11 protein-coding genes are annotated in these 14,029 nt (G+C 70.2%); 8 read left to right on the forward strand and 3 right to left on the reverse strand.

Annotated elements, in window-relative coordinates:
* Positions 1 to 100 precede the first annotated feature (100 nt).
* The 6 genes from AB0G14_RS29855 to AB0G14_RS29880 are packed head-to-tail and all read left to right on the forward strand — an operon-like array spanning position 101 to position 9,543.
* Positions 101 to 3,961, forward strand: coding sequence for an amino acid adenylation domain-containing protein (locus tag AB0G14_RS29855; RefSeq protein WP_357703081.1), 3,861 nt, complete (start codon positions 101 to 103; stop codon positions 3,959 to 3,961).
* Positions 3,962 to 3,992: 31 nt separating this feature from the next.
* The gene (locus tag AB0G14_RS29860; RefSeq protein WP_357703083.1) at positions 3,993 to 5,501 is read left to right on the forward strand and encodes an ABC transporter substrate-binding protein; all 1,509 of its coding nucleotides are present in this window, start codon (positions 3,993 to 3,995) and stop codon (positions 5,499 to 5,501) included.
* A complete protein-coding gene (locus tag AB0G14_RS29865) occupies positions 5,498 to 6,427 on the forward strand; it encodes an ABC transporter permease (protein ID WP_357703085.1) in 930 nt (309 codons plus the stop codon). The genes AB0G14_RS29860 and AB0G14_RS29865 overlap by 4 nt, the downstream gene beginning before the upstream one ends.
* Positions 6,424 to 7,224 carry an ABC transporter permease subunit gene (locus AB0G14_RS29870; protein ID WP_357703087.1) on the forward strand — a complete coding sequence of 267 codons (801 nt, stop codon included), beginning with the start codon at positions 6,424 to 6,426 and terminating at the stop codon, positions 7,222 to 7,224. Before AB0G14_RS29865 ends, AB0G14_RS29870 begins: the two co-directional genes overlap by 4 nt.
* Positions 7,221 to 8,612, forward strand: a complete 1,392-nt coding sequence (locus AB0G14_RS29875; protein WP_357703089.1) for an ATP-binding cassette domain-containing protein — start codon at positions 7,221 to 7,223, stop codon at positions 8,610 to 8,612. The genes AB0G14_RS29870 and AB0G14_RS29875 overlap by 4 nt, the downstream gene beginning before the upstream one ends.
* Positions 8,599 to 9,543: an NAD(P)/FAD-dependent oxidoreductase gene (locus AB0G14_RS29880; protein WP_357703091.1), complete on the forward strand. Its 945-nt coding sequence runs from the start codon at positions 8,599 to 8,601 to the stop codon at positions 9,541 to 9,543. The genes AB0G14_RS29875 and AB0G14_RS29880 overlap by 14 nt, the downstream gene beginning before the upstream one ends.
* Before the next feature lie 94 nt (positions 9,544 to 9,637).
* Here the strand turns inward: AB0G14_RS29880 and AB0G14_RS29885 are convergent, their stop codons facing one another.
* From AB0G14_RS29885 to AB0G14_RS29895, 3 genes are all read right to left on the reverse strand, one after another.
* On the reverse strand, positions 9,638 to 10,366 hold the full coding sequence (locus tag AB0G14_RS29885) for a class I SAM-dependent methyltransferase (RefSeq protein WP_357703093.1): 729 nt from the start codon (positions 10,364 to 10,366) through the stop codon (positions 9,638 to 9,640).
* Positions 10,363 to 10,611, reverse strand: coding sequence for a hypothetical protein (locus AB0G14_RS29890; protein ID WP_357703095.1), 249 nt, complete (start codon positions 10,609 to 10,611; stop codon positions 10,363 to 10,365). Before AB0G14_RS29890 ends, AB0G14_RS29885 begins: the two co-directional genes overlap by 4 nt.
* Before the next feature lie 387 nt (positions 10,612 to 10,998).
* Entirely contained in the window at positions 10,999 to 11,715 is a 717-nt protein-coding gene (locus AB0G14_RS29895; protein WP_357703097.1) for a hypothetical protein, read from the reverse strand.
* Positions 11,716 to 11,970: 255 nt separating this feature from the next.
* On the opposite strand from AB0G14_RS29895, the gene AB0G14_RS29900 reads away from it, so the two are divergent.
* Positions 11,971 to 12,549 (forward strand): hypothetical protein, encoded by a 579-nt coding sequence (locus AB0G14_RS29900; RefSeq protein WP_357703099.1) that lies wholly within the window; start codon positions 11,971 to 11,973, stop codon positions 12,547 to 12,549.
* A gap of 724 nt (positions 12,550 to 13,273) precedes the next feature.
* Positions 13,274 to 13,939 carry an IS6 family transposase gene (locus AB0G14_RS29905; protein ID WP_357703105.1) on the forward strand — a complete coding sequence of 222 codons (666 nt, stop codon included), beginning with the start codon at positions 13,274 to 13,276 and terminating at the stop codon, positions 13,937 to 13,939.
* Positions 13,940 to 14,029 lie beyond the last annotated feature (90 nt).

The raw sequence follows: 14,029 nt of genomic DNA on the forward strand, positions 1-14,029 counted from the left end.
AATCATTTCCATCGACGCGGTCCACTATTGACCGAGCCTACTGGAAATCGTTGTCGTTTTCATGTTGTACTACTCGCTCCGAGTCCTGGGGAGGAGCCGCATGACGGCCTCGCACACACCGCCGATCGACCGAGTGGACGAGGTGACCGCATGCCTCGCGGAGAGCCTCGACCTCGACCCGGCCGACATCGATCCCGGCCGCAAGCTCACCGAGCTGGGACTGGACTCGTTCGCCGCGGTCCGATTGCGGCGCAGGCTGCTGGACGAACTCGGTGTGGATCTGCCTCTGACCACATTCCTCAACGGCGCGACACCCGGCACCGTCACCGCGGCCGTGCTCGCCGCACCGTCCGGCTACGGGCCGGCGGAGACCGTCCCCACGACCGCTTCCGCTGCCGCCGCCGGCACCGAGCCCTTCCCGCTCACCGCGCTGCAGACGGCATACCTGCTCGGCCGCGATCCGTCACTGCCACTGGGCGGCGTGGCCACGTACTTCTACTTCGAGTACGACCGGCGACCCGACGGCGACGCGGAGGCCGACGTCCGCGCTCTGACGGACGGATGGAACCGCCTGGTGGCCCGCCACCCGATGCTGCGGCTGGTCATCGACGAGGAGGCCCGCCAACGGGTGCTCCCCAGCGAGCTGCGCTACGAGATCCCGGTCACCGACTTGCGCACCGCCCCGCCCACAGACGCCGAACGGACCCTGGCGGACATGCGTACCGCGCTGTCCCATCGACCACACGCGGTGGACCGCTGGCCGTTGTTCGACATCCGCGCCGCGTTACTGCCGGACGGCCGCACCCGGTTGTTCGTCGGCATGGACATCATCGCCTTGGACATGGCCGGCTGGATGCAGCTCATGCGCGAATGGGGTCAGGCGACCACCGATCCGAACCTGCTGGCGGCACCACCGGTCACCACTTTCGCGGCCCTGCTCGCCTACCGGGAGCAGGATCCTGCCGAAGCCGCACGCCGCGAGCGTGACCGCGCGTACTGGCAGAGCCGGGCGGACCGGCTCCCGCCTGGCCCGGCACTGCCCTGGAGCGCGACCGCGGAGAAGCTGGGTGTCCCGCACTTCACCCGGCATGCCGCGGCCCTGACCGCCGGCGAGTGGTCGCGGCTGCGGAGCCGGGCGAGCAGGCACGGAGTCTCCGCCACCGCCGTGCTGCTGGCCGCCCTGGCGTCGATCCTCGGCCGCTGGGGCGCGACCGACCCGTTCTGTGTGAACACCACGCTGTTCGACCGGCCGCAGGACGACGATCGCCTGCGCACGGTGGTGGGCGACTTCACCACCACCGTGCTCACCGAGTGCGCCCCCCTCGACCCGTCCGGAGACGGCGGGTTCGCCGGCTACGCCGCCGCGGTCAACCACCGGTTCTGGTCCGACCTGGAGCACCGTTCCGTCTCGGCCGTCGAGGCGCTCCGAGGTCGCGGAAACGCCGGGCTCGTCCCCGCATATCCCGTCGTGTTCACCAGCGGGGTCGGACTGGCCGCCACGACCGAGCCCCCGACCGCCTGGCTGGGTGAGGAGGTCTTTGGAGTCTCACAGACCCCGCAGATCTTCGTCGACCACATCGTCTGGGAGGATGGCGACCGGCTGCGCATCGCCTGGGACGTCGTCGACGGATGCCTGCCCGACGGCTTCGCCACCGGTATCCGCGACGCCCACCTGCGACTGCTGCGCCGGCTGGCCGACGACGAGCAGGCCTGGACCGATCCGGCCTTCGGCTGGGACCCGTCCTTCCGCCCGGACGAGGCACTGGACGTCAGCCCGTTCGGCGGCGACTGCGGGCCGCTGATCGACGATCCGCTGCGGGCGAACGCCGGCGGAGCGCCACAGGACGTCGCCCTCATACACGGGGACGATGTCGTTACCCATGGCGAACTGGGCGCACGAGCCCGCGCCACCGCTGCCCTGCTCGCCGGACACGGGCTGGGACCGAGTGACATGGTGGCGGTGGCCGCTCCAAAGGGCGCCGCACAGATCGCCGCTACACTCGGCATCACCGCCTCCGGCGCCGGCTATGTCCCGGTCGAACCGTCCTGGCCGGCGGCACGGATCGCCTCCGTCTGTGCGCAGGCCGACATCAAGCATGCGCTGGTCACCGGCATGACCTCGGCACAGTGGCCGGACACCGTACAAATTCACGCCATCGACGACGGCGCGCCGGACGGCGACGAGGCCGCCGCAGAGCCACGCGCGCCGCGCCCGGGAGATCTGGCGTACGCCATCTTCACCTCCGGCTCCACCGGGCGGCCCAAGGGTGTGGCGGTCGAGCATCGCCAGGCCCGTACGACACTCGACGACATGGCCGACCGCTTCCCTCTGGAGGCGGGCGACCGGGTGCTCGCGCTGTCGGCACTGTCGTTCGACCTGTCGGTCTACGACGTGTTCGGTGTACTCGGCGCCGGTGGGGCGATGGTGCTACCCGACCCCGACCGCCAGCGCGACCCCGGCCATTGGCTGGAACTGATGGACCGGCATCGGGTGTCGGTGTGGAACACCGCACCGGCACTGCTGGAGATGCTCGTCGAGTACGCCGAGATCGACCCCGGCGCTGCGGCCTCGGCCATGTCCTCACTGCGCCTGGTACTCCTCTCCGGCGACTGGATCCCGGTGACGCTGCCCGACAGAGTGCGGGTGCTCGCGCCACAGGCCCGGGTCATCAGCTTGGGCGGCGCGACCGAGGCGTCCATCTGGTCCATCTGCCATCCGATCGAAGAAGTCGACCCGGCGTGGCGCAGCATCCCGTACGGGCGGGCGCTACGCGGACAGTCCTTCCACATCCTCGACGGCGACGGGCGGCCCTGCCCGGTCGGTGAGGCCGGCGAGCTGTACATCGGTGGCGACGGGGTGGCGGCCGGCTATCTCGGTGACCCGGAACAGACCGCACAACGGTTCACCACCCACCCGGTCCTGCGCCGCCGCACCTACCGCACCGGCGACCTCGGCCGCTGGCGCTACGACGGGACGATCGAGTTTCTCGGCCGCGTCGACCGGCAGGTCAAGATCCGCGGCCACCGCATCGAGCTCGGCGAGATCGAAGCCGTGCTCAGCCACGCACCCGGCGTACGACGCTGTGTGGCCCGGTCCGTGCCGGGACCGGACGGCGGCGCCCGACTCGTCGCCTATGTGGCCACCGGCGACGATGCGTCACCTCTGGCCGAGGACGTCTTGGTGGCCCGCCTACGCGAGCACCTGCCCGAGTACATGATCCCCAGCCGCTTCGTGCAACTGGCGACGCTGCCCGTGACGGTAAACGGCAAGGTCGACCACGACCGGCTGGGCAACCCCTTCCGCAACGACCCGCCTGTTCACCAGCCCCCTGCCGTCCCGGCGACCACGTCCGCACCGCCGCAGGTCGCGGCTCCGGCGGACCCGGACGACCTGACCGGACTGCTCGTCGACGCCGCCCGTTCGGGGCTCGACGTCCGCGTCAGCGTGCGCCCGGGCCGACTGGACGTCGTCTCGGCCCTGCGGGCGGCCACCGAACTGGCCGTAGCGGTCCGGCCGTCGAACGGCTCCTACGAGGTGGTGCCGGACCTCGACGGCGAAGCCGTTCTCGGACTCCGGATCATCGCCGAGCCGGTGATCCGTACCGAGGAGCCCACCACGCCCATCGGCACGTCCGACTCGGACATCGAGAACAGCGTGGCCGCCGTGTTCGGCGAACTGATGGACTGCACCGTCGATGTCACCAGGCCATTCTTCGACCTCGGGGCGACCTCGCTGACGCTGCTGCGAGCACACCGGCGGCTCAGCGACCGCCTCGGCGTGCCACTGGCGATGGTCGACCTGTTCGCCCATCCGACCGTCCGCGACCTGGCCCGGCTGATCGCCGGCCGCCGCGCTGCGGTACCACCGGCCACCGCGAACCCGCCCGCAACGACGCCAGCACGAGACCGGGCGGCAGGACGGCTAGCGGCGCGCGCCGCCGCGGCACGCACCGCGCTCTGAACCCCGACCGACCCCGCAACAGAAGGCACCCATGAGAACCCGTATCACCCTGACCCTCGTCGCCCTGCTCGGCGCCGCGTCGCTGATCGCATGCGGCGATTCCGAGCAGGCCACCGCGACACCCCCGGACACCCTGCGATACGTAACGGTCGGGTCACCGGCCACCGCGAGCGACGACCCCCACGGCGGGCTCGGCAACGAATCCGACGCGGTGCGGTTCGCGCTGATGTACGACGTGCTCACCGGACAGGGCCCCGACGGACGCACCCAGCCGAGACTGGCGGAGTCGTGGAAACCGGACAGGAGCCTCACGAAGTGGCAGTTCGCCCTGCGCCGCGACGCCACCTTCTCCGACGGGAGGCCCGTGCGGGCCGCGGACGTGCTCTACTCGCTGCGCCGCATCGACCGTAAGGCGGCGGAGAACTACGGCCGGCTGGCCGCTTTCGATCTCGCCGCCTCGCGGGTGGTCGACGACCACACCGTGGAAGTCGTCAGCCGCAAGCCGTTCGCCGAGGTGCCGCGAGCCCTGGAATCCATGACGTTCATCGTCCCGGAGGGCAGCGACGACTTCACCGCCGCGGTACCCGGGTCGGGACCGTTCACACTGGTCAGCGACGACGCGCAGAGCGCCGTGCTGGAACGCCGCGACGGCTGGTGGGGCACCGCGCCGTCGTTGCGGCGTATCGAGGTCCGGGCGGTCGCCGACCCGCAGGCCCGCGCTCAGGCCGTGCTGTCCGGGCAGGCCGACGTGGCCGCGAGCATCGCGCCGGCGGCGGCGCGACAGGCCGAGGGCCGCACCGACCTGAGCCTGGTCCGCCGGCCGGCGGTCACCATGTACCCGTTCGTGATGCGTACCGACCGTAAACCGTTCGACGACCCCCGTGTCCGCGAGGCGTTCAAGCTGGCCGCCGACCGGCCGGCGCTGGTGCAGGCCACATTCCTCGGGTACGGCCAACCACAGGACGACCTGCTCGCCCCGGCGGATCCGTCCGCGCCTCAAGGGCTGACCCCGCGTACCCGTGATGTGGCCAAGGCACGGCAGTTTCTCACCGATGCGGGGCAGGGCGACGGGCTGACCGTCACGCTGCACACCACGACGTCCTATCCGGGGATGGACACCGCCGCAACACTTTTCGCCTCGCAACTGAAGGAAATCGGTGTCACCGCTGAGGTGAAGATGACCCCGCCGGACACCTACTTCACCACGGTGTGGGGCCAGCAGGACTTCTACACCGGTTACTTCGGCGGTATCCCCTTCTTCGACGTGGCACGGGTGTCGCTGATCTCGGGCTCGCCGACGAACGAGACGGCGTGGAAGCGGCCGGAGTTCGACGCGGCGCTGGACAAGGCCCTGGGCGAGCCGGACGAGGGCGTGCGCAACCGCGTGCTCGGCACATTGCAACAGCAGGTTCGCGACGAGGGCGGGTACGTGGTGTGGGGCACCGGCGACGGCCTGGACCTGACCCGTTCCGGAGTGCAGGGTCTGCCCACCGGCGCCGGCTTCGGACGGCTCTTCATCGATCAGGTACGGCTGTCATGATGATCCTGCGGGCCCTGGTCCGCGCCGTACTGTTGCTGGTCGGCGTCTCGGTGATGGTGTTCGCTGCCACCGAGGCGCTGCCCGGCGACGCCGCCGAGGCCCGCACAGCGGGGCGGGCCACCGCGGCGCAGCTGGCCGAGATGCGGGCCGCCACCAGCTTGGACGCCGCGGTGTGGCGGCGTTACCTGGAGTGGGCCGCTGGCCTGCTTCGCGGGGACGCGGGCGTCTCGTTGATCTCGGGCCGGCCGGTGGCGGACGTGATCGGTCAGCGACTGCCCGCGACAGCCGCGCTGGCCGGTGCCGCACTCCTGGTGACCGTGCCGCTGATGCTGGCGTGGGCCTGGCCCGCCGGTGCGGGCTCGCCGGCCGGCCGGTTGGTCGCCGCCGTCGTGACAGCCACCGCCGCCGTCCCGCAGGTGGTCGTCGCCGCGGCGCTGACCGCTGTGTTCGCCGGGATGCTGGCCTGGTTCCCGCCGATCTCGCTGCTGCCGGCCGACGGGCGCCCACCGGGGCTGTCGGTGCTGGCGCTGCCGACGCTGAGCCTCGCTCTGCCGGCGGCCGCCTACGGGGCGATGCTGCTACGCGGGCTCGTTGCTGACATCGTGGCACGGCCGTACGTGCGTGATGCCCGGCTGCGCGGCCTTCCCGGATGGCGGATCGCCGCTGTCTACGTCGGACCGTTCCTGGTCGCACCGGCTCTGCGGGTCCTGGCCGTCGTCGCGGGTGGTCTGATCGCTGCCACCGCGGTGGTGGAGGTCATGTTCGGCTATGCGGGGCTGGGTGAGCTGCTGGTCGGCGCGGTCGCTAACCGCGACGTCCCGGTGGTGCAGGCCGGTGCGATGCTCGCCGCGGTGGCCGTGGTCCTCGGGATGCTGGCAGCGGATCTCGTCACCGTACGGACCGATCCCCGGCGGGCGATGACATGAGCATCGTGACGGGCGGCCGGCTCGGTTTCGTGACGTTCGCCGGTACCGTCCTGGGTCTCGCCCTGTTCGGCAGCCTGCTGGCGCCGCACGACCCCACCGCACCGCTGGGCGCGCCGTGGTCGCCGTCCGGCGGCGGAAACCTGCTGGGTACTGATGCCCTGGGCCGTGATGTGCTGTCCCGGGTGCTGGCCGGAGGCCGCCATCTGACCCTCACCGCCGGGGCGGCAGCACTGGTGGCGGCAGCGATCGGCATCGCCGGCGGACTGCTGGCGGGGTGGCACGACGGGCCCCTGTCGCGGCTGCTGCACGCGGCAGCGGATCTGCTTCTCGCCGTACCCCTGCTGTTGATCGCCCTGGTTTTCGCCGTCACCCTGCCCGGCGCCGTGGCGGTGATCGCCGCGACCGTCTGCGGCGGGGCCCCGCTGACGCTGCGTATCGTCGGCGACGCGGTGCGGCAGGTGCGCCATGCCGGCTTCGTCGACGCCGCACTGGGCCGCGGGGAGTCCGGCCCGAGGATCCTGGGCCGGGAGATCCTCCCGGCGGTGGCCGCGCTGGCCGGTTCGGAGATCGGCGCCCGTTTCGTGGTGGCACTGCAACTGGCCGCCGCTCTCAGCCTGTTCGGGCTGGGGCCTGCTCCCCCGGCCCCGGATTGGTCCGCCATGATCCGGGAAAACGTGAGCGGCGCGGCCCTGAGCCCCGCCGCGCTGATCGCCCCCGCCATAGCTTTGGCAGTGCTCAGCCTGACCGTCGCCGTCGTCGGCAATGCCGCCGCCCGCCACGCCCGGCGGCCGCTGTGACGCGGGTTGGCGGACTGGAGGTCAGCGGCCTGCGCGTCACCGGCCGCGGTGGCCGGACCGTAGGCATCTCTCTTGATCTGCACGCCGCGCCCGGCGAGGTGGTGGCACTGACCGGCCCATCCGGAGCGGGAAAGACGGTGTGGCTGGCCGCCGTCCTGGATGCCCTCGAACCGCCGCTGCGCCGCTGCGCCGGCACCGTACGGTGGCAGGGAGAAATCATCGCGCCGGGCGATGCGGCACGTCGGTGGCGCCGCCGGTATACGGGGATCCTCGTCCAGGACGCCGCACAGTCGTTGCATCCGCTGCTGACAGCTGTCGCGTCGGTGGCCGAGACCGGGGTGGACACCAGTCGGGCGGCCATAACACTCGAACAGGTCGGCATCGACGCGTCCCTGCACGCCCGGCGGGTGCACCAGCTCTCCGGCGGGCAGACGCAACGCGTCGCCCTGGCCCGGGCGCTCGCGGCCCGGCCGCCCCTGCTGATCCTCGACGAGCCGACCAGCGCGCTGGACAGCGCAGCGGCCCAGCTGGTGGCCGCCGCAGTCCGCGCCCGCCGCGGCGATCCGCGTTTCGTCACCCTGCTGGTCTCGCACGACAGGGACTTCGTCGCCACGGTCGCCGACCACGTCGTGGTGTTCGGGACGGCGCCATCAGCGTCGCCACCGGTACCGTCCCGCCGTCCCGCGGCAGGCGCCACGGTGCTCCGCGTCCACCATCTCCGCCTGGATCGTCCGGGTGGGCAGACTCCTCTGCTGCAAGCTGTCGATCTGACCGTCAACGCGGGCGAATGCGTCGCCGTGCTCGGTCCCTCGGGATCCGGAAAGACCACCCTGCTGCGCTCACTCGCGGGACTGCACCCCGTGACGGCCGGCCACGCGGAGCTGGCCGGAACCCGCCTGCCGTGGCCCGTCCGGCACCGTCCCTCCGCCCTGTTGCAAGCCGTCCAGTACGTCGGTCAGCATCCCGCCGACACGCTCAACCCCGCCCACCGGATCGCCACCGCCGTCGGCCGGCCGCTGCGTACCTTCCGGACCACCGACCGAGCCGGGCGCCTCGCCACCGTGAACGCCCTGCTCACCCGAGTCGGCCTCGACTCTGCGGTGGCGGGCCGCCGCCCCGGTGGGCTGTCCGGCGGACAGCGCCAACGGGTGGCGCTCGCCCGCGCCCTGGCGGCACAGCCCCGGTTGCTGCTCGCCGACGAGATCACCGCGGCCCTGGACCCGGCCTCCACGACGACAGTGCTGGATCTGCTCGGCGAGATGCGTCACGACGGGCTCGCCGTGCTGATCGCCACCCACGATCCCGCGGTCGCCGACCGCGCCGACCGTGTCCTGACGATCCACGACCACGCCCTGCACCCACTGGAAGGAAGCCATGACCGACCCTAGAAACGAGTACGACGTCATCGTCGTCGGCGCCGGCGCGGCCGGCCTCAGCGCCGCGCAGGTGCTCGGCCGCCAGCAGCGCCGCACCCTGGTTCTCGATGGAGGGCCACCGCGCAACAGCCCCGCCGACGGCATCCACATGTTCCTCAGCCGCGACGGGTTCCCGCCGCTGGAACTGCTGGGGGCCGGCCGGCGTGAGCTGCATCCGTACCCCGGCGTCGAAGTCGTGACCGCTCGGGCCGCCGAGGCTGTCGGGAACATCGACGACTTCACCCTGACGTTGGGCAACGGCGACCGGCACCGCGCTCGCCGTCTGCTCCTGGCCACCGGTCAGGTGGACCGGCCCTGGGCTGTCCCGGGCTTGCCGGAGCGTTTCGGGCGCAGCGTCATGCACTGCCCTTTCTGCCACGGCTGGGAGGCACGAGGCAAGAGCATCGTCGTGTTCGGCCGTGAGCCCGCTGAAGTGATGCTCGCCGCCTACCTCGCCGATCGGTACAGCAAGGAAGTCACCGTGGTGACGAACGGCCCGCACACGCTGCCCGAACCTGTTCTCGGCAATCTGCGCGGGCTGGGCATTCCCGTGACCCAGGAGCCGGTCACGGAACTCACCGGCGAACTGGACGATCTCACCGTCCAGTTCGCTGACGGCAGCAGTACGCGATGTCAGGTGGCGTTTCACCGCGCACCCGTCGAACAGCAGACGTCGCTGGCGGTGCAGCTCGGTGCCGAGCTTCTTCCCGACGGCTACGTGCGGGTCGACGAGTTCGCCCGGACCACCGTCGCGGGTGTGTCCGCCGCCGGCGACCTCGCCCGGCTCCCGGCCCTGCCCGACGGATTGACCCTGGTGAGCCAGGCTGCCGCCGACGGGGTCCGGGCCGCCGTCTGGCTGGAACAGGATTTGTTCCGGGCGGCCCTTCCGGTGCCGCTCGGCTGACGGGTAGCGGTCGGTTCCCTTCGGTTCGGGAGCCGACCGCCCCCCAATCGGATTCGGCCGGTCGGACCGGGGTCGCGTCCGGCATCGTTGCTGGTCAGTCAGTGACGCGGGCCGCACGGTAGACGCCCAGCCCGCACGGCTGCGCGGCGAGGCCCACCTCGGCCAGTTCGGCGAGCAGCGTCTGTTCGTCGAGGACGTACCACCGGTAGGTGGCCGCCGCCTCGCTGACAAGGTCACCCTTCTGGTCGCGAACGCCGTAGCGCATGTGCCACGCGACGGCTTCGGGGCCGTCCGGCTCGGCACGCCCCCCGCCCTCGTAGGTGCAGGAGCCGATCCGCACAGCGGCGAAGTCCGCATCCGGGATCGCCTCCACACGCGCGGGTGCTTGCAGGTTCACCACCAAGGGGACCTCCGGACCCATCCGGTCGCCCAGCCGGCACCACAATTGCCGGCGGTCGTCCGGGCTCAGGTGGCCGATCATGTTCATCGCGAGGACCCCGCCGATCGCGTCGGGCAACTGCGCCGTCTCGGTGCGCTGCGCGATGACGGAAACGTGTTCCGCCAACACCGGATCGTCGGCCAGCCGGGCGAGCAGCACTGCGCGCTGGACCAGGGACGGCTCGACGGCCAGAACGAATGCCGAGGGTGCCAGTTCGGCCAGCAGCAGCGTCCCCCGTCCGCTGCCCGCGCCGAGGTCGATTAGAGGGCCGACCGCCGAATCGATACCCCGTAGGGCGCTGGTGACCGGTTCGCGCAACGCCGCCCAGGCGTCGCGGCTGAGGATGTCGAGGAACTCACCGGAAGTGCTGTACTCGTCCGTCACAGCCCAATCTTATCGAAAATGAATATCGATTCGTATGCTAGATTCGGCCAGCCGAGCCCACCGCCGCCATGCCGCCGGAGGCCGTCGGCCCTGCCGGCCGAAATCCGCCCACGACCCATTTTCATCATCGTCGGCGTCCTGGCAGGCACGGCCGCCAGCGTGCTGACATGGCTGGCAGGCCACAAACCACCAGCCGCCATCGTGGTAAGCGGCGGCTGCTTCATCACCGGCGCGTCGCCGAGCACCCGGGATGCCTACCTGCGGCAGTAGCCGGACGGGGCGCGGGCACCGACCAAACCGGGTGGACCGGCGGGAGCATGGTCACCCGGTGCGAGAGATAGAGGAAGACAAGCCGGAGGTCCCGGACGACGACCATCAGGCCGATGACCAGTCCAGAGTTTCGTGATGGGGACGGTGACGGAGTGATGCGGTCGGCGTGGACCAGGTGGGCACGGGCGGTAGAGCATCAGCGAGTGCTGGCCCGCCGGCCTCGGGAGTTCGTGGGAGTGAGCTCCTACGAGTACGTGCGCTTCGACAACGCTTCGGCCGCGACTGATCCGCTGTTGCGGATGCACTGGCAGCTCCGGATCAGGCATCCGTACTTGCTTGCCGTGGCAGGGCGGCCCTTCCGTTCACTCGAGTAGTGCCTGTGTGACGGCGAGGCGGTCATGGTCGGGAAGGGCAGCGAATCGGGTGAGCACGTCACGAGCGACCAGGTGCGGGAGCACTCGGTCGCTCGCCGACGCACTCAGCAGCCGGCTGCAGAGAGGCAGGGGGTCGGGGGCTGCCTCGCTGTCAACGTCATCGCAGTCGTACAGGGCGCGGCGGGCCGCCGCGAGCAGCTGGGCCACGGATTCGCCGCGTGCGTCGAGGTCGTGGATGGTTTGGGCGAGGAGTATGGCTGCGAGCCGACTGGCTGCGGCCGGTGTGTTGGCGGCGGTGGCGGCACCCGCAACGGCGGAGTAGAGCCACTGCCCAACCGGTGCGGTACCGTTACGCTCCGCCTCGGACAGCAGGCACCGATACAGGGCTATTGCACGGTGTTCGCCGGCCCATGCTGCCGCGCGGGCTATGACGGCCGCGACGGCTCCAGGCATCCATCTCTCGTCCTCTGCGAGTTCCAGCAACCTTCCTTCGTCCAGAGGCAGGTCGCCTACGCGTCCCTTGATCATGCAGCGCACGGTCGTTTCGCGGCGGGAGATTGCTATGGTCTGCCTCTCGGCGAGGTAGTCGATCAGCGCTGGGGTTGAGAATGCGGGCAACCCGCTGTGGCGGGCGATGGCCCGAAGGACTGGATCGTCAACCCAGACCGGGATGTCGCGTGCGTGTGCGAGGTCTATGACCGACATCCAAGCGCCGAACTCGGGACGGTCAAAGTCCTCCGCGACCCGCAGGTCCGGGCATCACTTGGAAGCGACCGCATCAGCGACCTACGCATTACGAGATCAAGTTGACCGTCATGGCGACCTGGGCGTATGGGGTCCAGCAGCGGAATTGATTCGCGACATCTCACACTTCTCTGTTGCTGTCCGTCGGCCTCTTGCGGACTGGATGCGGACCGGTGACGAGGAAGGCGCTGGACAGGTCGGCCCTATGCTTTCGGCATGGCAACAGAGCATGGGTTCATCGACCTAGATCAGAGAGAGGGTGATCCTGCCGGATCGGACGAGAGTCCGGGTGAGCGCATGCCGTCCAGACAACGTGTGGCGCTGTACCTCGTCGGTACCTTCGCTCTCGGTGTGGCGCTTGGCGGTGTCGGTGTCGCCAAGTTCCAGGAACGCCGCGAACAACAGGCACAGCCGCCCACGGTCGCGGTCAACGCCATGGCCGGCCCAACCAGCGGGGGCACCGGACACGCCGGGAATGCCGAGGTGGACGCCCAGCTCACGGTGGTGAATGCTGGTTCCATACCGGTCATGGTTCGTTTCGTTGGAGCTCAGGAGACGGGCGTGCTGGTACACGACACCGGCCAGTCACTGTTGTTGGTCCCGGGCAGCACAGGCGGGATAGACGTCCGGCTGATGGTTGATTGCCGCATGGCCAGCCCGAATCCTCTGCCGGTGCGCTTCTCAGTGCAGACCCCCGATCAGCGAACCGCCGAGCTCACCATGCCGGTTGAAGTAAGCGCCTGGCGCGAGCGCGTCGACGCACTCTGTAACGCCTCGCCTGCCGCGACGGGGTGACAGGCTGTATCCAGGAAGCGGATCTCCTCGTCGGTCAGTCGCCAGACCGTCCAGCCTCCCCGGACGGGGACAAGGTGGAGCGCCTACCGGACGAACCTTGGTCCCGTCCGGGGAAAGTGACCTGACGTAGCGGCGAGTGTGATCAAGTGCCGTACCGCGTGGTCAGACGCATCGGTCGTGCCGTCGAGCATGATCGGGAGTCACCACGCGGTACGGCGTTCGCTGACGATCCGCTGACTCTAGAACGACGCGCTGCGGACGCCCGAGGACGGCCGAAGGCCGCCCGCAGGGCAGTCCGCAGGCGCGGTTGCCCAGGCCTACCTGACCTTCTGATCCGTAGATTCCCAAGAGCATGTCTAGGCGGTTCGGGAACGTTCGCCTCGCCCGGGTCCTCGGACGCCTGGCAACTTCATCGGTTCGACGCCGTCCGGTCCAGTCCGCCCCGGTCGCTCCCACGTGTGGCTCCCGATGAGGGGTCGGGCTTACGGCTGCGTGGCCGTACAGATTGGCACGTGTGTCGGCCGTTCGTGTACTCGGCGACGTAGTAGTCGATCGACCGGGCGGTGCCTTTTTCGTGGGGCTTTCCCCTCGTCCGGTCCACGAGGATCGGCGCGTTGCCGACGACGGAGTCGAGGAAGGATCCCAGGGGGCACCGTTGCGTTGAGCGTTGGCAAGATCGAGGCAGACTTGAGCAGTGAAGCCATCGACCCATCCTGGCCCGTGGCTGCCTCCGAAGTCGGCGTTCGCTGGGTTCCGGTTCCCGCCAGAGGTGATCGTGATCGCGGTCCGCTGGTATCTGCGCTTCAACCTGTCCTACCGAGACGTTGAGGAGCTGTTGGTCGAGCGTGGCGTGGAGGTCGATCACGTCACCGTGTACCGGTGGGTGCAGCGGTTCACGCCGCTGCTGGCCGACGCCGCCCGCTTCTGCCGGCGCTCCCCGGGCGATAGGTGGTTCGTTGACGAGACGTACGTCAAGGTCAACGGGGTATGGCGCTACGTGTACCGGGCGGTCGACCAGTACGGGCAGGTCATCGACGTTCTGGTCTCGGCACGTCGCGACGCCGGCGCGGCCCGGCGGTTCTTCCGACGGGCGCTGTCGACGTTGAAGGTGACCCCCAGTGAGGTCGTCACCGACGCCGCGCCGGTCTACCCCGGCGTGCTGGATGAGTTGATCCCGCAGGCGTGGCACCACGTCGAGCAACATGCGAACAACCCGATAGAGGCTTGTCACAGCCAGTTGAAACAGTGGTTGAGACCGATGCGTGGGCTACGGACGGACAAGACAACGCAGGTGATCATCGCCGGACACGCGTTCATTCAGAACCTCCGACGCGGACACTACGAACTCGCCGTCGACGCCCCGCCCGCTGGGGTAGTTGTCAAGTCGTGACTGATCAGGTGGTCGTTCCGGTTGCGGGTAGCCAGGGACGGCCGGTGGCGAGTTCGGTGAGGGCGTGCATGATGTTGCGGCCGTGCGCGG

Origin of the sequence: Micromonospora sp. NPDC023814, from assembly GCF_040639595.1 — a bacterium.
Taxonomy (GTDB): Bacteria; Actinomycetota; Actinomycetes; order Mycobacteriales; family Micromonosporaceae; genus Micromonospora.

Coding starts and splice junctions, on each gene's coding strand:
- AB0G14_RS29900 (WP_357703099.1), top strand. CDS start 11,971: ATGGCAACAGAGCATGGGTTCATCGACCTAGATCAGAGAGAGGGTGAT.
- AB0G14_RS29865 (WP_357703085.1), top strand. CDS start 5,498: ATGATGATCCTGCGGGCCCTGGTCCGCGCCGTACTGTTGCTGGTCGGC.
- AB0G14_RS29860 (WP_357703083.1), top strand. CDS start 3,993: ATGAGAACCCGTATCACCCTGACCCTCGTCGCCCTGCTCGGCGCCGCG.
- AB0G14_RS29855 (WP_357703081.1), top strand. CDS start 101: ATGACGGCCTCGCACACACCGCCGATCGACCGAGTGGACGAGGTGACC.
- AB0G14_RS29880 (WP_357703091.1), top strand. CDS start 8,599: ATGACCGACCCTAGAAACGAGTACGACGTCATCGTCGTCGGCGCCGGC.
- AB0G14_RS29895 (WP_357703097.1), bottom strand. CDS start 11,715: ATGTCGGTCATAGACCTCGCACACGCACGCGACATCCCGGTCTGGGTT.
- AB0G14_RS29870 (WP_357703087.1), top strand. CDS start 6,424: ATGAGCATCGTGACGGGCGGCCGGCTCGGTTTCGTGACGTTCGCCGGT.